Annotated in this window: 16 protein-coding genes; 6 read left to right on the top strand and 10 right to left on the bottom strand. The window is 63.1% G+C overall.

Features of this window, described 5'->3' with window-relative positions; translation table 11 throughout:
• Positions 1–166: 166 nt before the first annotated feature.
• A complete protein-coding gene (locus GOB94_RS06030; protein ID WP_182277955.1) occupies positions 167–1,225 on the top strand; it encodes an XdhC/CoxI family protein in 1,059 nt (352 codons plus the stop codon).
• Positions 1,222–1,788 carry a nucleotidyltransferase family protein gene (locus tag GOB94_RS06025; RefSeq protein WP_182277954.1) on the top strand — a complete coding sequence of 189 codons (567 nt, stop codon included), beginning with the start codon at positions 1,222–1,224 and terminating at the stop codon, positions 1,786–1,788. The genes GOB94_RS06030 and GOB94_RS06025 overlap by 4 nt, the downstream gene beginning before the upstream one ends.
• A gap of 242 nt (positions 1,789–2,030) precedes the next feature.
• Here the strand turns inward: GOB94_RS06025 and GOB94_RS06020 are convergent, their stop codons facing one another.
• The 5 genes from GOB94_RS06020 to GOB94_RS06000 form a co-directional block, all read right to left on the bottom strand.
• Positions 2,031–2,900, bottom strand: coding sequence for an SDR family NAD(P)-dependent oxidoreductase (locus tag GOB94_RS06020; RefSeq protein ID WP_182277953.1), 870 nt, complete (start codon positions 2,898–2,900; stop codon positions 2,031–2,033).
• Between the two features lie 401 nt (positions 2,901–3,301).
• Complete coding sequence (locus tag GOB94_RS06015) at positions 3,302–3,874, bottom strand: TetR/AcrR family transcriptional regulator (RefSeq protein ID WP_182277952.1); 573 nt, start codon at positions 3,872–3,874, stop codon at positions 3,302–3,304.
• A gap of 154 nt (positions 3,875–4,028) precedes the next feature.
• Positions 4,029–4,886 carry a xanthine dehydrogenase family protein subunit M gene (locus GOB94_RS06010; protein WP_182277951.1) on the bottom strand — a complete coding sequence of 286 codons (858 nt, stop codon included), beginning with the start codon at positions 4,884–4,886 and terminating at the stop codon, positions 4,029–4,031.
• Positions 4,887–5,147: 261 nt separating this feature from the next.
• Positions 5,148–5,654 (bottom strand): (2Fe-2S)-binding protein, encoded by a 507-nt coding sequence (locus GOB94_RS06005; RefSeq protein WP_182277950.1) that lies wholly within the window; start codon positions 5,652–5,654, stop codon positions 5,148–5,150.
• Between the two features lie 86 nt (positions 5,655–5,740).
• Positions 5,741–8,104 (bottom strand): xanthine dehydrogenase family protein molybdopterin-binding subunit, encoded by a 2,364-nt coding sequence (locus GOB94_RS06000; RefSeq protein ID WP_182277949.1) that lies wholly within the window; start codon positions 8,102–8,104, stop codon positions 5,741–5,743.
• A gap of 63 nt (positions 8,105–8,167) precedes the next feature.
• On the opposite strand from GOB94_RS06000, the gene GOB94_RS05995 reads away from it, so the two are divergent.
• Together GOB94_RS05995 and GOB94_RS05990 are read left to right on the top strand one after the other, a co-directional pair.
• Complete coding sequence (locus GOB94_RS05995) at positions 8,168–9,082, top strand: MBL fold metallo-hydrolase (RefSeq protein WP_255484270.1); 915 nt, start codon at positions 8,168–8,170, stop codon at positions 9,080–9,082.
• A 184-nt stretch (positions 9,083–9,266) separates the two neighbouring features.
• Positions 9,267–9,965, top strand: a complete 699-nt coding sequence (locus GOB94_RS05990) for an aspartate/glutamate racemase family protein (protein WP_255484269.1) — start codon at positions 9,267–9,269, stop codon at positions 9,963–9,965.
• Positions 9,966–9,971: 6 nt separating this feature from the next.
• Here GOB94_RS05990 and GOB94_RS05985 read toward each other — a convergent pair whose 3' ends face one another.
• From GOB94_RS05985 to GOB94_RS05975, 3 genes are read right to left on the bottom strand one after another with little or no spacing between them, the layout of a single operon-like run.
• Complete coding sequence (locus GOB94_RS05985; RefSeq protein WP_182277947.1) at positions 9,972–10,148, bottom strand: hypothetical protein; 177 nt, start codon at positions 10,146–10,148, stop codon at positions 9,972–9,974.
• Between the two features lie 13 nt (positions 10,149–10,161).
• Complete coding sequence (locus GOB94_RS05980; RefSeq protein WP_182277946.1) at positions 10,162–10,668, bottom strand: hypothetical protein; 507 nt, start codon at positions 10,666–10,668, stop codon at positions 10,162–10,164.
• On the bottom strand, positions 10,665–12,716 hold the full coding sequence (locus GOB94_RS05975; protein WP_182277945.1) for an alpha-1,4-glucan--maltose-1-phosphate maltosyltransferase: 2,052 nt from the start codon (positions 12,714–12,716) through the stop codon (positions 10,665–10,667). Before GOB94_RS05975 ends, GOB94_RS05980 begins: the two co-directional genes overlap by 4 nt.
• Positions 12,717–12,843: 127 nt before the next feature.
• On the opposite strand from GOB94_RS05975, the gene GOB94_RS05970 reads away from it, so the two are divergent.
• Entirely contained in the window at positions 12,844–13,395 is a 552-nt protein-coding gene (locus GOB94_RS05970; RefSeq protein ID WP_182277944.1) for an NUDIX hydrolase, read from the top strand.
• A 195-nt stretch (positions 13,396–13,590) separates the two neighbouring features.
• Here the strand turns inward: GOB94_RS05970 and GOB94_RS05965 are convergent, their stop codons facing one another.
• Positions 13,591–14,811 (bottom strand): VWA domain-containing protein, encoded by a 1,221-nt coding sequence (locus GOB94_RS05965; protein ID WP_182277943.1) that lies wholly within the window; start codon positions 14,809–14,811, stop codon positions 13,591–13,593.
• A gap of 277 nt (positions 14,812–15,088) precedes the next feature.
• Here GOB94_RS05965 and GOB94_RS05960 point away from each other — a divergent pair, with 277 nt between their 5' ends.
• Positions 15,089–16,714, top strand: a complete 1,626-nt coding sequence (locus GOB94_RS05960; protein ID WP_182277942.1) for a DHA2 family efflux MFS transporter permease subunit — start codon at positions 15,089–15,091, stop codon at positions 16,712–16,714.
• A gap of 82 nt (positions 16,715–16,796) precedes the next feature.
• Here GOB94_RS05960 and GOB94_RS05955 read toward each other — a convergent pair whose 3' ends face one another.
• Complete coding sequence (locus GOB94_RS05955) at positions 16,797–20,138, bottom strand: S41 family peptidase (protein WP_182277941.1); 3,342 nt, start codon at positions 20,136–20,138, stop codon at positions 16,797–16,799.
• Positions 20,139–20,191: the final 53 nt, after the last annotated feature.

Here is a 20,191-nt window from a genome sequence, read left to right as displayed (position 1 = left end):
TGGGCTACGGGCACCGCAGTCTTTGCAGGTGCCTTGGCCACAGGCTTCTTGTCGCAGCGTCTGTCGGTTGCGGCGGGGTGACGGGGTACTCGTTTCTCTATTAACCGGTAACAGCGGTAACCTTGTGGTGTGAGGGATGCCGTGGTACGGCCCGTCTGGAGGTGCCATGCAGGAGCGACGCAAGTTATTGGAACGGTGGCGGCAGGGCGGTGCGCGAGCTCTGGTGACTCTGGTGCAGGTGGAAGGGTCGAGCTACCGGCAAGCAGGTGCACGGATGCTGGTATGCGCTGACAGCGAGTATGTCGGCGGTATCTCTGGCGGGTGCCTGGAGGCCGAGGTGCTGCGGCGGGCGGCGTGGAAGGTGCGGTCGGGTGCGGTGGTGGAGCGGTTCTCCACGCTGTTCGACGATACTGAGGAGATGCCTTACGGTTTGGGCTGCGGCGGGACGCTGTACCTGCTGCTGGAGCCGACCGATACGCCGGAGTTTGACGCGTTGATGGAGGCGATGGAGGCGAGCCTGCGCGGGGAGGCTTGTGAGGTGGTGACCGTGCTGCCGCAGGCTGGGCTGCCGTTGCGGCGCGTGGTGCGCGATGCGGAGGGGTGTCTCGTATTCGGAGAAGCTGACGATGCAGATGCGCCGACGGAGGCAGTGTTCCATGAGGTGCTGGAGCCGCCGCAGCGGTTGTTGCTGTGCGGGGCTGGGAATGATGCTCAGCCGATGGTGAGTTTTTCTGCGCAGCTGGGCTGGAGCGTTACGGTGCTGGATGGCCGCGCACAGTGGGCACGGGCAGAGCGGTTTCCTGAGGCGGAGCGCGTTGTGGCTGCCACTAGTCTCGAAGGGGTCGAAGTTGGCGAGCGAGATGCCGTGGTGTTGATGACACATAGCTACGAGCAGGACCGCGACTGGCTGACGGCGGTCCTGCCACGGCGCCCTCGGTATCTTGGGTTGCTGGGAGCACGGCACCGAAGCGCGCTGCTGCTGAGTGAGGCCGCTGCGTTGCTGGGGCTGGATATATCGCACGTGTGCGAGCACGTGTTTGCGCCGGTGGGGCTGGACCTGGGCGGCGATGGTGCGGAGGCGATCGCGCTGGCGACCATCGCGGAGATCCAGGCGTGTTGCCAGGGCAAGCTGGGCCACTCGCAGAGGATGACGCCGGAGATGATTGCGGAGCAGATCGCCAAGGGTGGCGCTTCCCGGTACCTTGAGGCGCAGTGCGCGCTGTGAGCGGAGTGGCTGCCGTGGTGCTGGCTGCCGGATTTTCGCGGCGGCTGGGCCGGCCGAAACAGACCGTTGTGCTGAACGGCGAGATGCTGGTGGAGCGGGCGGTGCGGGTGGCGATGGAGGCCGGGTTGTCTCCGGTGGTTGTGGTGGTAGGGCCGGAGGCTGAGTTTCTTGAGGCGTTGCAGGAGCGCGGGTGCCTGATTGTTGTGAATGAAGAGGCATCTGAGGGGATGGCGGCTTCGATTCGACGCGGAGTTGCGGCGGCCCGGATGGTGCAGGTCTCCGGGGTGGTGGTAATGGCCTGCGACCAGCCGGGGGTGCGGGTGGAGCATCTGCGGGTGCTGGTGGCGGTGCCGGAGCGGGTGACGGGGTCGCGATATGCAGGGCGGACGGGCGTGCCGACGTACTTTCCGGCGTCGGCGTTTGAGGCGTTGCTGGGGCTGACCGGCGATGCGGGGGCTCGGGAGATGCTGCGCGAGGCGGCGTTTGTGGAGGACGAGGCGCTGGCGCTGGATGTGGACACCGAGGCGGATGTCGAAGAGGCGCGGCGGCTGGCGGAGGGTTAGCATCCTCCCCCCGGTTTGGGGCTATGATCCGCAGCGGATTGGGGTTAGCGTTGTATCCCCTTTGGTGTTGGGCAAGTAACCTGCAGGTTGTCGAGGAGCGTGTGGAGCGGCCTTGGCCGGGCGTGAAGGAGCCAGCGGGTGGCCGCGCGCTTCCTTTACTGCTGGTTCTATTGTATCGGGCGTGTCAAGAGGGGGAGGCGAGCCCACCCATGACGGTCACGCTGTCATGAGTGGGTGATCGGTTAATGCTTGAAGTCCATGAGCTCAGCGATGGGGGCTGCGTCGGGGAAGACGGTGGAGTGGGTGACCTGTTGCCACTGCTGGGCCTCGGCGGCGCGGGAGGCTTCGGTTTGCTGGACGCGCTGCTCGGCGTCGATGCCGAGAATGAGCCGGAGAGGTGCATCGTCGCGGTTGGCCAAGTCGAGGATGACGGCTGCGATCTTCTTTGGGTCGCCTTCGAAGCGTCCGTCGAGCTTCTGGATGAGTTCGAAGACGGCGCCGACGGAGGGCTGGTAGTCGGGCAGGAGGTCGATGGGCTTTTCTACGGCGCGGTTGGCCCAGTTGGTGCGGATGCCGCCAGGTTCGACCGTGGTGACCTTGACGCCGAAGGCGGCGACCTCGGTGGCGAGGGAGTCGCTGAAGCCGCCGACGGCCCACTTGGCTGCGTGGTACGGCGCGTTGCCGGGCATGGCGATGCGGCCGCCGATGGATGAGATCTGGATGATGTGGCCGCTGCGCTGCTTGCGCATGACGGGAACAGCAGCGCGGGTGGTGAAGACGACGCCGTAGAAACAGGTGTCGACGATGGCCTTGAAGTCCTCGGGGGACATCTGCTCGAAGGGGGCGAACTGGCCGTAGCCGGCGTTGTTGACGAGGACGTCGATGCGGCCGTAGGTGTCGACGGCGGACTGCACGGCTGCGGTCGCTGCGGCTGCGTCGCGGACGTCGAGGGTGACGGGGTGAATGCGCTCGCCGTACTGCTGGACGAGCGGGGCTAGCTGTTCGGTGCGGCGGGCTGCGGCTACGACGTTGTCGCCGGCGGCCAGGGCCGCTTCGGCGATGTCGCGGCCGAGGCCGTTGCCGGCGCCGGTGATGAGCCAGGTTTTGGGCATGGGGTTTCTCCTTCTGAGGGATGAGATGGTTTAGTGAGTGAGTAGTTGCTCATTTATTTTTTGTAGGGAGTAGGAAGTGGTACGCTCGCGCCTGTGGCGCTTGCTGCGGTAAAGGCTTTCAAGCAGAGGGCGCGATGAGGAGCGCGCAGAGGTCGCAATGGAAGAATAGGCAACGGCAGGGGCAAACGCAGGTCTCTCCGCTGCGTCCACAAAAAGCGTGGACTCCGGTCGAGATGACACGTCCGTGGTGGTTCTAACTGCAGGTCTCTCCGCTGCGTCCGCAAAAGCGCGGACTTCGGTCGAGATGACAAGTCTGGGGGTGGTTCTAACTGCAGGTCTTTCTGTTGCACATCGCGGTGAGACTGTGATGGTGCAGTCTTGAGGACGGCTTGCTCTGTTCGTCAGGAGATGGCGCGCCAGAAGGTGGTGAATCCGGACTCGATGAGTTGTTTCTTCTTCGCGGTGGAGGGGGCTTTGGAGACGAACTCGAGGATGGCTTCCTGCATGGAGAGCATGAGGACGGCGGCGAAGCCTTTGGGGAGGTTGCGAAGAGTGGTGCGGTGGTTGAGCTCGGAGAGCATGCGTTCTACTTCGTCCCGACCGGCGGCTGCCTGGGCGCGAGTGGAGGCGGTGATGAGGTCGGAGACGTTGAGCTGGGCCATGGCTCTGCGCTTGGCCGGGGAGCCCAGCACCCAGGCGATGTAGCTGGACCAGACGTGGCGGGTGCGCTGTTCGAGGCTGTCTTTGACGGGGAAGCCTTGTTGGACGTGCTCGTAGGTTTCGCGCTTGAGCTCGAGATAGAGGGCGTTGAGGAGCTCGTCCTTGGTGGCGAAGTAGGTGAAGAGTGTGCCTTCGGCGATGTTGGCGCGGCGGGCGATGCGCGCGGTGGCGACGCTGAGACCGGACTCGGCGATCTCTTGGGCGGCGGCGGCGAGGATGGCTTCGCGCTTCTCCGGGCTTTTGGGTCGGGCCATGATGAGAAGGGTACAGGATTTGGAACAGCGTGGCTTCCAAGCGGTTGCTGTGCGGGTGCGAGCAAAATACAGGGGTCTCTCCGCTACGCCAAACGATGAAACTGTTTGGCTTCGGTCGAGATGACGGTGTTTTTTGCAGGAGACGAGAGGCGATTTAACGAACGAGGGAGCGGAGGAACTCTTCGAGGAGGTTGCCGGCTACGGTGGCGCGGTAGCGGGCGGTGGAGCGGATGTCGTCGATGGTGTGGGTTTCGGAGGCGAGCGCGGCGCGGGCTGACTTGATGGTGGCTTCGTTGATGGGTTGGTTGAGGAGGGCGCGCTCGGTGGCGGTGCAGCGGGTGGGGCGGTCGGTGAGGCTGGCGGCGCCGAGGCGGATGTCCGTGATGGTGTTGTTGTTGAGTTTTGCGACGGCGGCGAGGGCGATCTTGGAGATGGCTTGCGCGTTGCGGGTGCCGACTTTGCGGATGTAGTGACGGTAGCCGGCGAAGGCGCGGGGGATGGTGATGGTGTGGAGGAGCTCGTTGGGTTGGAGGGCAGTACGTTTGTAGCCGAGGTGGAAGTCGGTGTAGGGGATGGTGCGGGTGCCTGTTGAGGAGATGAGGGTGACGGTGGCGTTGTAGGCGAGGAGCGCGGGTGGGGTGTCGGCTGCGGGGGAGGCGTTGCAGATGTTGCCGCCGAGGGTGGCGCGGTTCTGGTTGGCGATGGAGCCTGTCCAGGAGGCGGACTGGATGAGGAGCGGGAGGTCGCGGGCGATGTCGGGGTTGCGGCGGATGTCGGTGAAGGTGGTGCCGGAGCCGATGTGGATGGCGTTGTCGTCGGCACGGATGAAGCGGAGCTCGCGGAGGTGCTGGATGGAGATGAGGGATTTTGGGGTGAGGCGGCCTGCGCCGAGTGCGACCATGAGCTCGGTGCCGCCGGCGATGGGGGCGTGGCCACCTTCGGCCAGGAGGCGCAGTGCCGCGTCGAGTGTGTGGGGGGCGGTGAGGTCGAATTGAGATACGTCTGAATGCATAAGGAAATAGAGATTAGAGTGTAGAGCTTAGAGAAGGCATACCCCAGGGGCTAAAGCCCAATTCTTCTCCGCGACTATGAAACCCAAGGCTGAAGCCTTGGGGTACCTAGAAGCAACAGCAAGAGCAACGGCAACAGCAACGACAAGAGCAGAAGCAGATTCCCTTCGGGAATGACAAACAAGAAAGGCAACGGCAAGTACAAATACAGGTTCTTCGACTGCGGCTCGCACGTGCACGAGCCTTCGCTCAGGATGACAACATTATGGGTTGGTTGTGTGTTGAGTGAGTTGGGCGGCTTGCTGGACGGACTCGAAGATGCGCATGTAGCCGGTGCAGCGGCAGAGGTTTCCGGCGAGGCCTTCTTTGATCTCGTCGAGGGTGGGGTTGGGGTGCTTCGAGAGCAGGTGGTGCGTGGCGAGGATCATGCCTGGGGTGCAGATGCCGCATTGCGCGCCGCCTTTTTCGAGGAAGCATTGCTGAATAGGGGATAGAGGAGAGGGGATAGAGGATAGAGCAGGCGCGAGGCCTTCGATGGTGGTGATGGTGGTGTTGTTGGCCTGGAGGGCTGGGATGAGGCAGGAGTTGACGAGTTCGACGCCGTTTCCGTTATCGAGGAGGACGGCGCAGGCTCCGCATTCGCCTTCGCCGCAGCCTTCTTTGGTGCCCGTGAGGGCCAGGTCCTCGCGAAGGACGTCGAGGAGGCGCTTCATCGGCGGGACCGAGAGGGTTTGAGTTGCGCCGTTGATGGTGAGAGTGATCTGGGTCATGGGAGCTCAAGAACAAAAGCAAAAGCTTTCACGCAGAGTACGCGATGGTTTTAAAAGAGAGGACGCAATGTAAGGCAAGAACTGTGTCATGCGGGGACCTCGGTTTTCGTGTCTAGATCGACGGTGGGGTTGAGGACTTCGCCGTTGGCGTGGGTGGATGTGAGGCGTTCGAAGATGTCTTCGGGGAGGAGGGGGATGGTGTTGAAGGGGATGCCGAGGGCGTTTTCGATGGCGTTGAGGATGGCGGGGGCGGGGCCGTCCATGGGGAGCTCGCCGATGCCTTTGGCGCCGCCGGGGCCGTGGATCGAGGGGACCTCTTCGAAGTGGACGTGGATCTCGGGGAGGTCGGCGCTGGTGGGCATGATGTAGTTGGTCATCTGGTTGTTCATCATCTTGCCGTTGTTCCAGACGCATTTTTCGTAGAGCGCGTAGCCGATGCCTTGCGCGACGCCGCCTTCGATCTGGCCTTTGGCGAGTACGGGGTGCATGACCTTGCCGACTTCCTGGAGGGCGTCGAAGCGGGTGCAGGTGGCCATATAGGTGCGGGTGTCTACGGCGACTTCGGCGACGTAGACGGCCCAGGCGTAGCCGGGGTAGGCGTCGCCGCGGTACTTGTCGTCGTCCCAGAAGATGGGCGCGGGTGGTTCGTAGCGGGCGGACTCGCGGAGGGAGCCGTGCTTGAGGAGGTAGCAGCGCGCGGCACGGTAGAAGTCTTCGCGCGTGTGGGGAGTGGGCAGGTGCTCGTGGGTGCGGAGCGTGTTGAGGAGTTGCTGGCTGGTGCGCTCGACGAGCTTGCCGACGATCATGGCGGTGCGGCTGGCGACGGTGGGGCCGGAGTTGGGGACGAAGGCGGTGTCGGCTTCGTGGATGAGGATGTCGTCGTAGGGGAGCTGGAGGTTTTGTGCGGCGACCTGGCAGAGGATGGTGTTGGTGCCCTGCCCGAACTCGGTGGAGGAGACGAGGATTTGCGGGCGGCCGTCCGGGGTGAGGTCGAGATGGACGAGGGAGTTGAGGCGGCGCTCGCCGGAGCCGGTGAAGCCGGTGCCGTGCATGAAGGCGGCGAAGCCTATTCCACGCTTGATGGGAGAGGTGGGGTTGGTTTTTGCGAACTCGGCGAGCTTGGCGTGGTAGTTGGATTCGGCGAGTGCGCGGGTGAGGAGGTGCTGCATGTCGACGGGGTCGAGGAGTGGCTGGCCGGTGGCGGTCTTGTCGCCGGTGCCGAGGAAGTTTTTGCGGCGGAGCTCTTCGGGTGAGATGCCGATGGTGTGCGCGATGCGGTCCATGTGGCGCTCGAGGGCGAAGAGAGACTGCGGGGCTCCGAAGCCGCGGAAGGCGCCGTGCGGCGGGATGTTGGTGGCCATTGCTTTGGCGTTGACGCGGAGGTACGGCCACTTGTACGGGCCGGGGGCGTGGATGGTGGCGCGCGAGAGGACGGTGGAGGAGAGCGTGGCGTAGGCGCCGCCGTCGAGTGCGACTTCGATGGTGCCGGCTAGGAGTTTGCCGTCTTTGCTGACAGCCGTGCGATGGCGGGTGCGCGAGGGGTGGCGCTTGGTGGTGGAGGCCATGTCCTCGGCGCGGTCGTAGATCATCTTGACGGGGTGGCCGGACTTCATGGCGAGCAGAGCGGCGTGCGAGCCGATGACAGAGGGGAAGTCTTCCTTGCCGCCGAAGGCGCCGCCGGTTTCAACCTGGATGACGCGGCAGTTTTCCTGCGGAAGGTTGAAGACGACGGAGAGGGCGTGGACAAGATAGTAGGGACACTGCAGGGAACCGCGGACGGTGACGGACTCGACTTCGCCGGTGGGCTTGAAGAAGCACTCCGCGATGACGCCGTTGGGTTCGATGTAGAGCTGTTCCTGTGCGCCGGTGGCGTACTCGCCTTCGACGATGAAGTCAGCGTGTTCGAAGGCGGCGGCGAGGCCGGCTTCGACTTCGTCGGCGTCGCCGGAGTGCATGGTGTATTGCTTGAAGCAGTTCGCGGAGCCGCCGTTGTCGGGGCGGTCCCAGATGATGCGGGTTGTGTCGTTCGCTGCGACGGCGGACTCGGAGTCTTCGATGGTGAAGACGCCGGGGAGTTCGTCGTAGTCGATGTGAATGGCGGCGAGGGCGGTGAGGAGCGCGGCTTTTTCGGGGTGCGCGAGGAGGAGGATGGGCTCGTAGGGGTGGTTGATGAGCGGGTCGGCGAGGCAGGGGTGGTCCTGGATGATGTGGACGATGGTGTTGGCGCCGGGGATGTCGGAGGCGCGGACGATGGCGTACTGGGAGCAGTCGATTGCGGGGTCGAAGGTGATGGAGCGGATGCGGCCGCGGGCGATGGTGGAGCGGACGGTGGCGCCGTGCCACATGCCGGGAAGCGACTGGTCGTCGATGTATCGGGCCGCACCGAGGACCTTCGCGCGGCCTTCTTTGCGAAGGGGAGAGGTTCCGAGGATGGGTTTTTGTTCCGTCATACGGCCATTCGCCTTGCGAATTTGGGTATCAGACGAGGATAGTACAAAGCGAGGGTAGACGCGATGCGAAGAGGGTTGCTGGTGGTGCTGGCGGGGTTGTTGATGCCGTGGGGGATGTGGGCGCAGAGTGCCGCCCCGCAGGAGGTTGCGAAAGGGGTTTGGTTTCTGGAGGGGGATGCTCATGCGGGGTACTGCAACTCGATTGTGATTGAGATGAAGGACTATCTGATTCTGGTGGACCCGAGCTATCCGGGGCGGACGAAGGAGTTGATGGCGGAGATTCCGAGGTTGAGTCCGAAGCCAGTGAAGTGGGTGTTCGATACGCATGCGCATGGGGACCACTCGTATGGGAATGCGCAGTGGACGAAGGTGGGAGCGACGACGCTGGCGTATGTGGGTGTGCGCGAAGAGATGGATTTGTATGAGCCGACTCGGTGGCGAGCGGCGATGAGTAAACGCGAGGATGTGCGTGCGACCGGGGCGAACGACGTCGAGCGGCCGAAGGTGGTGTTTCGCGGCGACAAGTTTGTGCTGAAGGATGCGACGCGCGAGGTAGATTTTCTGCACCTCGGCTGGGGGCATACGCGCGGCGATGGGTATGTGTGGCTGCCGAAGGAGCGGATTCTTTGTACGGGCGATGCGGCGGTGAATGGGCCCAGAAACAAGCTGTGGGATGCGGATGTGGCGAACTGGCCGAAGGTGCTGGACAAAGCCGCTGCACTGGGGCCGAAGGTGGTGCTTCCGGGGCATGGCGATATGGGCGGCGTGGAGATTGTGACGGGGCAGGCGCAGTTTCTGCGGGACCTGTATGCGGCGGTGAAGGCGCAGATGGATAAGCCGGTTGCGGAGGTAAGAGTGACGTTGCCGGCGCGGGATGCGAACTGGGTGCGGCCGGATATGTCGCAGCATATCGGGATTATTTATTCGGAGATTAAGGCGGGGAAGCCTGCGGGGGCGCTGCCGCATGTGTGGCAGTAGGGACATCTGACCGTGTACATCCCACCTTAGCGACGATGAAGCCGTCGCGAAGATGGGGCACCTGCATTGTGCAAACCCATGTCTCAGAAGCGAGACATGGGGCACCCGGTTCGTGCTGCTTCAGGGAGGCTATGCTGGAGTATGCGCTGTTGTTTGGGATCGCAGCGCGACGGAGAGTGTTCGCTTGCGATGTAAGACGATTGGGTTGATTGGTGGGATGAGCTGGGAGAGCTCTTCGGAGTACTACCGGCTGTTGAATGAGAGCGTGCGGGCGCATCGGGGTGGGCTGCACTCGGCGCCTTGCTTGCTGCTGAGTGTGGACTTCAACGAGATTGCGGCGCTGCAGCGCGCGGGCGACTGGGATGAGCTGACGAAGAAGATGATCGCTTGCGCGAAGACGCTGGAGACGGCGGGCGCGGAGATGGTGCTGATCTGCACGAACACGATGCACAAGATGGCCGATGAGGTGGAGGCGGAGATCTCGATCCCGCTGGTGCATATTGCGGATGTGACGGCTGCGCGCATCCAGAAGGCCGGGTTGAAGAAAGTTGGGCTGCTGGGGACGCTGTACACGATGGAGCAGGCGTTTTATCGCGAGCGGCTGGCGCGGAGCTATGGGCTCGAGGTGCTGATTCCCGAGCAGGAAGAGCGCGAGACGGTGCATCGGGTGATCTTCAGCGAGCTGTGCCTGGGCAAGACGCTGGACTCGTCGCGGGAGATGTATCGCGAGATCATTCGCGGGCTGGTGGAGCGTGGGGCGGAGGGAATTATTCTGGGGTGCACGGAGATTATGCTGCTGATCTCGGCGGAGGATTGCCCGGTGCCGATGTTCGATACGACGGCGATCCATGTGGCGGCAGCGCTGGAGCTGGCGTTGGAGTAGGGCAGGCTATCGAACTGGAGATGATTTCGAACGGGCGGCTTTCATGGCAGCTCGCGCGATGCGTCCAGCTTCGTTCATGCGCTCGATGGAGGCGATCTTTTCCGGCCAGGAGAGAGATTTGAGATAGATCAGCATGGAGGCTTTGACGCGGGCGTTGAACGCCAGCTTCTGCTCGTCGGCCATTACGGGTTTCCGGTCAAATGTTTCCATGGCTTACTCTATCAAGCTGGTTCTGCAAGTTGAAGCGGCGCACGACAGCTTGTAAAGCATCATAATCCACTTCGTTCTGCTCCAGAAACAGGCTCACCCGAGTGAAGTCTTTGCTGCGACCGGTTTCGAGCGCGATGGCACAGAGGTGTTCGGGACGAAAGACGCGAGTGGGCACACCCTCGTATTCGACCGAGACAGCCTCGCGTATGGCTTCTGCGATGAGAGGCGAGGCGTCGGTGAGGATCTGTAGTGGCCACTGGCCGAAGCGAACGTACTCTCTCTCAAGCTTGCCGCCCAGAGCTGTAAGGGCCTGATAGACCGGAGTGAGCGAAATAAGGATAGAGTCTGTGGACGGAAGGAAGACGAAGGCATCGATATCCTCGGTCTGCATCGCCTGCAAATAGAACGATGCGCCGATGGCGCCCCCGATTGCGTACGCCTTGATGATGCCTTGTTCTACAAGAGCGTTGAGGGCCATAAAAACCGTCTTCATGCTTTGTCCTCGGTAGGATGGGAGGTGATGCGGAGGATGTGGGCGGGGAGTTCGGGTTTTAGGGCGACGTAGTTGCGTGGGCCTCGCCAGGTGTACTTTGCGCTGGTGAGGAGGTCTTCGACTTCGAAGATGGTGGGGTTCTCGTCGGTGCCCCAAGAGAGGTTGAGTTTGTCGAGAGCGAGGTCGATCATGCTGCTCTGGTCGGCTTTGGAGTCGAGATTGACGATGGTGAGGATGGTGCTGACGGTGTCAGGAGTTGTTTTGGAGTAGGCCATGATCTGCGGGTTTTCGGCGTGGTGGAAGTGCAGGCCGTGGTTGGATTGCAGGGCGAAGTTTTCGTAGCGGATGCGGTTGAGCTGCGTGATGAGCGGCGCGATGGAGATGGGGTCGGAGCGGTCCCAGGTGCGGAGCTGATATTTTTCGCTGTCGAGGTACTCTTCGCTGGAGGTCTTGCCAGCGGCGGGCTTGGCGGGACGCCACTCGCATAGCTCGTAGGCGGGGCCGTAGATGCCATAGCTTGCGGAGAGTGTGGCGGCGAGGATGACGCGCTGCATAAAGATAGCCCGGCGTTCGGCGGGGTCCGCGACCTGCAGCTGTGCGTGGAGAATGTCCGGTGTGTTGGGCCAGACGTTCGGGCGGAAGAAGTCGGAGACGGGCGGGTTGCAGATTTCCGTAAAGTAGGCTTCGAGCTCCTGGGCCGTCTGTCGCCAGGTGAAGTAGGTGTAACTCTGCGTGTAGCCGGCCTTGGCGAGCGAGTACATGACGTGCGGGCGGGTGAAGGCTTCGGCGAGGAAGAGGACGTCGGGGGTCTGGGCGCGGATCTGTTCGATGCACCACTCCCAGAAGGGCAGGGCTTTGGTGTGGGGGTTGTCGACGCGGAAGACGCGGACGCCGCGGTCGACCCAGAATTTGAAGACCTTGTAGAGGGCGTCCCAGAGGCCGCGCCAGTCGGAGGACTCGAAGTTGAGGGGGTAGATGTCCTGATACTTTTTGGGTGGGTTTTCGGCGTACTGGATGGAGCCGTCGGGGCGCGTGGTGAACCATGCGGGGTGAGCCTTGACCCATGGGTGGTCGGGCGAGCACTGGAAGGCGATGTCGAGGGCGAGCTCCATGCCGTTGTGTTTGGCGGCGCGGAGGAGCGAGTCGAAGTCGCTGAAGGTGCCGAGGGCAGAGAGGATTTCGGTGTGGCCGCCTTCGATTGAGCCGATGGCCCAAGGGCTGCCGACGTCGCCGGGTTCGGCGGTGACGGAGTTATTCTTGCCCTTGCGAAAGGCTCTGCCGATGGGATGGATGGGCGGCAGGTAGAGGATGTTGAAGCCCATGGCGGCGATCTCGGGGAGGCGTGCTTCGACGTCGCGCAGGGTGCCGTGCTGGCCTGGGTTGTTCGAGGCCGAGCGGGGAAAGAGCTCGTACCAGGAGGAGTACTCGGCACGCTTGCGATCGACCCAGACGGGGAACTCTTTTTCGGCGCGGGTGGCGTAGGGGAGGTTGGGATACTGCTTGGCGAGAGAGACGATCTCCGGTTGGATGATGCCTGGCGTTGCGGATTCCTCGTACAAAGGGAGGTTTTGCGCGGCGAGATTGCGGAGCTCGAGAGCGGCGGCTTTGAAGGCCTTTTTGTCGTCGCCGCGGGCGCGGGTGGCGAGGGTTTCGAGGTGGTTGGCACCGATTTTGAGGGCGAGCGGGATATCCTGGGGGGAGTCCTGCTGGGCGGCGAGGCGCTTGTCGAGGTCGTGGAGCCAGGTGTCGAAGTGGTCGACCCAGGCCTCGATGGTGAAGTGCCAGAGGCCGATGCGGTCGGCGGTGAAGGAGGCGGTCCAGAGGTCGTTGCCGAGCTCGCGGAAGGTGCTGTGCTGGGCCTGCCAGGTGCGCTCGGAGCTGTGGCGGAAGAGGAGGCGCGCGCCGAGGTGGTCGTGGCCGTCGCCGAAGATGGCGGCGGTGACGATGACCTCGTCGCCGACGATGCGTTTGGCTGCATACCGGCCGGCGTTGACGGTGGGCTGGATCTCTTCGATGACGACGCGCTTGCGACCTTCCGATGGCTTCATGATCGTGCAGTTGCTCCTGGTGAGTGCCGAACTGGCGGCAAGTTTCGCGAACTTTACCTTACACCGTTTTAGAGGCTCTTATACCGTTTCGAGATGTGTCGCGTAGCATCGAGAGCAGGGGAAGTGCATGACGATACGGACGATTAGCAGCAAAGAGGTGTATCGGAACAAGTGGACGCGGGTGCGCGAGGACATTATCGAGTATCCGGATGGACGGCGCGGATTGTATGGGGTGGTGGATAAAGACCCGGCGGTGATCGTGGTTCCGCTGGAGGTGACGCCGGAAGGAGAGTTTGTGTGGCTGGTGCATCAGTACCGGTACACGGTGGGCGCGAGCTTTTATGAGCTGCCACAGGGTGGCTGGGAAGAGGCCGATGCAGATGCCGAAGAGATGGCCCGCGGAGAACTGGCCGAAGAGACCGGGCTGCGTGCGGATCGGATGACGCGGCTGGCTAGCTTATGGATCGGCTATGGGGTGATGCGGCAGCTGCATCACGTGTTTCTGGCCGAGGGGCTAATGCAGGGCGAGACAGACCGTGAGCCGGAGGAGAGCGACATGACGGTGCATCGGGTGTCTGTGGGTGAGTTCGAAACGATGCTGCTGGACGGCCGGGTGATGGACAACTGCACGGCGGCAGCGTGGGGCGTCTATCGTGTGTGGCGCGACAGACGCCTATAGCTGATGCGTCTAGACAGCGCGGCGTGGCCTAGGGGCGGCTGCCGGGCTTGTAGAAGTGGGGTCATGGCGAGAGGAGCGTATGCTGTGCCCGAACCGGCAAGTCTGGTGCTGGACAGTGCTGGCAATGTGCCGATTGAGGCAGAACCGGCCATGGAGCGGTGGCGCAGGAGTCCATGCACGGCCACGACGGCGCAGCTAGTTGATGTGTTTGCTGCGGCGGGACATGAAGTCCATGAGGAGGTAGTTGCCGAGCGTTTGTGGCGTGGTGAAGTAGGCCTTCCCGCGGCACATGGCAGACATCTTTTGGACGAACTGCACGAGCTGGAAGTCCTGCGCGAGCATGAAGGTGTTGATCATGATGCCGGAGCGCTTGCAGCGGCCGACCTCTTCGAGCGTCTCCTGGATGACGATGGGGTCGAGGCCGAAGGCGTTCTTGTAGATGCGGCCGTCTTCCATGGTGAGCGCCGAAGGCTTGCCGTCGGTGATCATGACGATCTGCTTCATGTCTTTACCGGAGGACTTGAGGATGCGCTGGGCGATGCGGAGGCCTTCGCGGGTGTTGGTGTAGTGCGGGCCGACCTTGACGCGCGGGAGCTGCGAGATGGGGATCTCTTCGGCGGAGTCGTGGAAGAGAACGAGTGAGAGGCTATCGCCGGGGTACTGCGTGCGGATGAGGTGCGAGAGCGCCATGGCGACGCGCTTGGCGGGAGTGAAGCGGTCCTCGCCGTAGAGGATCATGGAGTGCGAGCAGTCGAGTAGGACCACGGTGGCGCAGGAAGACTGGTAGTCGGCCTGCTGGACGTGGAGGTCGGAGTATTCGAGGTTGAGCTTGCCCGAGCCGTCCATGCCTTCGCGGGCGAAGACGCTGTTGAGCGTGGCGGTGATGTCGAGGTTGAGGGAGTCGCCGAACTCGTAGAGCTTGGAGGAGCCGTTGGTTTCGACGCCGGCGGCTTCGTGCAGGGTGTCATGCCGGCCGAGGGAGGATTTGCCGAGGGGGCCGAGGAGCTCGCGCAGGGCCTTGTAGCCGAGGAAGTCCATGCCCTTGTCGGTGACTTCGAAGCGGGCGTCGGATTCGCCGTCGCCTTGTTCGCCTGAGCCTTCGCTGGGCTCTTCGGCGTTAAGGTAGGCCTCGTCCTTCATTCGCTGGATAATCTTTTCGATGAGCTCTTCGATCTGCGGCTCTTCGAGCTCGTTGAATTTTTCCTGCGCGTCTTCGTCGAGGAGCTCGCCAGACTCGAGTGCCTGGCGGATGGCCTCGCGGAGGGACTCCATGGAGTCGTCCATGTTGCTGAAGGGCGAGAAGGGGTCCTGGAAGCCGGAGTCGAGCAGGAAGTCGGAGAGCGACTGCAGGAGGTCTTCGAGATCGAAGCTCGTGGAGAGGTCGCCGGTGAACTTGGTGTAGCGGGTGAGCTTCATAGGGCAGGGAGTAGGGGACAGGGAGTAGGAAAGCGCTCCGTCGCTGTCTATAGCTTAGACGCTGGTGAGGGGTTGCGGATGCAGATGGGCGGTTTGGGTTGCGTGGGATTTTAGAAATCTGGCTGGATAGTGGGTTTTGTTGCATCGTGGGGCGGGGAAGGCCATCTATCCTTGTAGATAGCCGAGAACGATGACGATTTGACGATAGCGAAGACGCACGCTCCCTGTCCCGGACGCACGCCCTTGTGGGGGGAGCCTTGATTGAGCAGGAGTAGGAATGGCACAGAGTACCGTTGCGAGGCCGGTGAACAGCCCGGACAGCGACGCAGAGTATCACTACGAGGCGTGGACGCCTAAGTTCAATCCGTGGATCATCGCGCTGACGGTGACGTTGGCGACGTTTATGGAGGCGCTGGATTCGAGCATCGCTAACGTGGCGCTGCCGCATATTGCGGGCACGCTGGGGGCGAGCTACGACGAGGCGACGTGGGTGCTGACGTCGTACCTGGTGTCGAATGCGGTGGTGCTGCCGATCAGCGGTTGGATTGCGAACCGGATTGGGCGGAAGCGGTTTTATATGAGCTGCGTGGCGGGGTTCACGGTATGCTCGCTGCTGTGCGGGCTGGCGACGAGCCTGCCGATGCTGATTGTGTTTCGCGTGATCCAGGGCGCGGCGGGCGGTGGGTTGCAGCCGAGCGAGCGCGCGATTCTTGCGGACACGTTTGCGCCGGAGAAACGCAGTGTCGCGTTCAGTTTGTATGGCATGGCGGTAGTGCTGGCGCCGGCGATTGGGCCGACGCTGGGCGGCTGGATCACGGACAACTATACGTGGCGATGGATCTTTCTGCTGAATATCCCGGTGGGCATCCTGTCACTGATGCTGACGAGCCGGATTGTGGAAGACCCGCCGTATCTGAAGCGGATGCGGAACAAGCTGGGCTCGATCGATGGGATTGGGCTGGGGCTGCTGACGGTGACCATTGCGGCGCTGCAGATGATGCTCGACAAAGGGCAGGAGGACGACTGGTTTGGGTCGCACTTTATCATCGGGTGCGCGGTGGTGGCAGGCGTCGGGCTGATCTGGTTCCTATACCGTGAACTGACGGTGGAGCACCCGATTCTGGACCTGCGGCTGTATAAGAAGCGCAACTTTGCGATGACGCAGATCGTGATGCTAGTGATCGGTGCGGCGCTATATGCGACGACGGTGATGATTCCGCAGTTTTTGCAGGAGCAGCTAGGGTATACGGCGACCGAGGCTGGCATGGCGCTGAGCCTGGGCGGGGTGGCGCTGATGCTGCTGTTTCCGCTGGTGGGTTTCCTGGGGCAGAAGATGGACCCGCGCGTGATGATCACGATTGGGTTCAGTCTGCTGACGCTGGGAATCTGGCGAATCGGCGATTTGAACCTTGGCATCACGTTCTGGAATGCGGCGAGCTGGCGCGTGGTGATGGTGCTGGGGATGCCGTTTCTGTTTGTGCCGATCAGCCTGATGAGCTATGTGGGCGTGCCGCAGGAGAAGAACAATGAAGTCAGCGGTATGACGGCGCTGGCGCGAAATATCGGTGGCAGCCTGGGCGTGTCGTTCATCAGCACGATGCTGGTGCGGCGGGCGCAGGTGCATCAGCGCTATCTGGCGGCGCATATTGTGAGCGGGTCAGGGACGTACCAGTCGATGCAGCAGGGGATTGTGGCGACGCTGCGGGCGCAGGGCTACTCGGCTGCGAGTGCGGCGGGGATGGCGACGGGACGGGTGTATGACATGATGCTGCGGCAGGCGAGCACGCTGGCGTATGTGGATGTGGTGCATGTGCTGGTGGTGCTGGTGGCTTGTCTGATTCCGATTGGATACTTGATGAAGAAGCCGAAGTTCAGGCCGAAGCATGTGGAGCCGCTGGAGTAGAGGAAGCAGGGAATAGGGAGTAGGGAGTAGCAAAGACCCACGGGATGATGCCGTCTGTGGGTCTTTGCTAGTTTGTGGGGAGTTACTTCTTGAGTTGGTTGATGAGAGTGGTGACGGCGGTTTTGAGCTGGATGTCTTCGCCGGTTTCGGTTTCGCCGAGGGGGCGGAGCTGTTCGATGTCGACGGGCCGGGGGTGCATCTCCATGTCCTTGCCGTCGAGGGTGCGGATGCGCTCGCCGGGGACGCGGACCTGGGAGCCGTCGATGAGGCGGGAGGCGCCGGTGAAGATGATCCAGCCGGCGGTGGGTGTGCCGATGACTTTGCCGAGCTGGAGTGCGCGATAACCTTCGGTGAAGTCTTCGCCGTCGGAGAGAGTGGACTCGTTGGTGACGAGCGCGGTGGGCAGGCCGAGGGCGCGCTGGCCCAGCGCCTGACGGCTGGGTACGGTGGCGCCGTTGCGCGGGGTCATGAGCAGATAGTTTTTGCGGGCGAAGACGTCGATGACGCGGCCGTTGACGTAGCCGCCGTTGTTGTTGCGGACGTCGACGATGACGCCTTCTTTGGACTCGTTCTGCACGTCGAGGTCGAGGTAGAGCTGGGCGAGATCGTCGTCTCCCATGGCGGCGAGGTGAACGTAGCCGAGCTTGCCGCCGGAGACTTTATCGACGTAGGCGCGGCGGGATTCGACCCAGGCGCGGTAGAGCAGGCCGGATTCGACCTGCAGCGGGACGGGACGGACGACGATGTCGTGTTTCTTCGCCATGTCACCCGCCGGAGCGATGGTGAGGACGACGCGCTTGCCGGACTTGTCCAGAAGGAACGAGTCGAGGTTGATGGCGTGGGTGATGGGTGTGTCGTCAACAGCGAGGAGGTGGTCGCCGACGGCCAACGGCGCGGGTTTGCCGTCGGCTGTGGCTAACGCGGCGGGGCCGAGGGGGACGATCTCGCGGACGATGAGGGAGCCGTCTCTTTCGTAGGGTTCGCGCTCGAAGCGAAGACCGAGGCGGCCGGTGCGCTCGGCGGGCGGCTCGCGTTTGCTGATGCCGGAGTGCGAGCTGTTGAGCTCGCCGATGAGGAGGAGGATGTCGCGGCGGAGCTCGGGGCCGGTGCGTGCGCCTTCGATATACGGCCGCCACTCGTCGCGGAGAGCCGGCCAGTCGGCGCCGTTGAACTCTCCGTTCCAGAAGCGATGATCGAGGGTGGTCCATGCCTCGTTGAAGACGACCATCTTTTCTTTGTCGAAGTCGACGTCGATGGAGGTGGAGAGCATGAGGGGCTTAGGAGTGCGGGTTTCGATGGCGATGCTGCGGACGGTGCCGCCGGGACCTGCGCCGCTGTTGGGGCCGCCGCCTTCAAGGTAGTAAAGGGCCTTGGAGTCGGGCGTGAAGGCGATGTTGGATTTGGAGCCCGCGGTGGAGGTGAGCTGGCGCGGGGTGGCTGGCTCGTGGGAGAGCTCGTCGAGCGAGTAGGTGTAGATGTTTTCGGCGCCGGAGACCTCGGCGAGGAACGCGAGGGTTTTGCCGTCGGGGCTGATGATGGGGAAGCGGAGATCGAGGTCGATCGGCAGGAGGGTGAGGCGGTCGCGGATGCCGTCGAAGACGATCCGGGTGGGCTCGGGCTTCTTTGGCGGGGTCTTAGAAGCAGGTCTCTCCGCTTCGTCTTCACGATGAGACTGCGAAGACTCCGGTCGAGATGACACCTCTGTGGCAGGAGCTTCGGTGTCGGGCTTGGTTTCGGTGTGCGAGGGGGTGTCGGGTGCGCCCGGGGTGGTCTGCTTGCGGAAGAGGTCGGTGAATTGGTCTTCGCGGTAGGCGGGGACGTGGGGGACGAGGTCGACACGGGCGAGGTGTGGGGTTTCGGCGCGCTGTGCGGTGTCGAAGAGGATGTACTTGCCGTCGGGCGACCAGGCGAGATGCGAGCCGTTTTGGCCGTTGGCGAGGAAGGTGAGCGGGCGCGCGGGGGCGGAGCCGTCGGCGGGCACGGCGAAGAGGTTGGTAAAGCCGTCGACGCCGGTGGGTACGAAGACGACCCAGTGCGAGTCGGGCGACCAGGCGATGGAAGAGCCGCCGTAGCTGTTGATTTCACCGTTGGCGATGACTTTATCGGTCAAATCGGCTTTGCCCTTCGTGTCGGCTAGGGTGAGGATGTGGAGCTCTTTGCGGTCGCGGAGGTAGGCGATGGAGTTGCCGTCGGGCGACCAGGTGGGGGAGAGGTCGATGTTGGCGGAGTGCGTGAGGGCGCGTTCGGTGTTGCTGGTGAAGTCGTACTCGTAGATGGAGGAGCCGCCGTCGCGCTCGGAGAGGTAGAGGAGCTTGGTGGAGTCGGGCGACCACTGTGGGTCGGACTCGGCCGAAGGAGTGTGGGTGAGGCGTTGCGGCTCGCCGCCGTCTTTGGCACTGGCGGCGAAGACCTCACCGTGGGCGACGACGGCTACCTTTTTGCCGTCGGGCGAGAGCGCGAGGTTGGACCATGTGCTGAGACGCTCGTGGGTGATGCCGGGCGTGCTGGGGACTCCGCGCAAGGTGATGCTAAGTTCGGAAGCCTTGCCGGTGGCCGTGTTGAGCGACCAGATGGAGAAGTTGCGCTCGAAGAGGATGGTTTTGCCGTCGTAGGCGATGGTGGGCCAGAGGCAACGGCCGTTGGTGAAGTGGGTGACGGGTTTGGCGGCTCCAGTGGCGGCGTCGGCAGACCAGATATTTTCCGCGCCGGATTTGTCGCTCATGAAGAAGAGTGTGTGCCCGTCGGGCGACCACATGGGCCAGGCGTGTTTGGCGTCGGCGGAGAGGAGGAGTTTGTAACCAGCGTCGGTGGCGGAGGGCGGAGTGAGTGGCTTGAGCCAGAGTTCGGTCTCGTCGATATGTGCGTGGCCCTTGCGCCACCACTGCGAGGAAGAGATGCCCTTGGCGACGAGCACGATGGATTTGCCATCGGGTGAGGGAGCTGATTCGAACTCGTTGAGGTAACGCTCGGCAGAGACGGGGAGCGGCGTGCCGCCGCTGCTGTGGACGCGGAAGATGTCTCCCTGGCCGCCGACGTCGTCGGCGGAGGAGGTGAAGTAGAGCCACTGGCCGTCGCGGGACCAGGCGTCGAGGGAGACGGGCGCGTCGGTGTAGGTGATGCGCTGGAGCTGGCCGGTGGCGAAGGTGAGGACGTAGATGTCGTCGGCACCGGTGCGAGTGGACTGGAAGGCGAGGCGTGTGCCGTCCGGCGAGTAGAGCGGGCGGGACTCTTCGGCGGGGTTGGAGATGAGGAGGTGGGCGTCGCCGCCGGTGGCGGGCGCGGTCCAGATGTCGCCGCCGGAGGCGAAGGCGATCTCGTGCCCGTCGGGTGAGATGGCGGGCGTGGCGAAGGAGGGCTTCGTGGTTTGAGCCTGTGCGACCAGCGGAAGGGCGAAGAGTAGTGCAGTGGCGAAGGATGCGCGCACGTGAGACCTCGTCTGAGGAAAGAATGATTGTGAGACGAGTGTATGCGAGGTTA

Source organism: Granulicella sp. 5B5, from assembly GCF_014083945.1.
Lineage (GTDB): Bacteria > Acidobacteriota > Terriglobia > Terriglobales > Acidobacteriaceae > Granulicella.
This window is presented reverse-complemented; position numbering and strand designations above follow the sequence as displayed.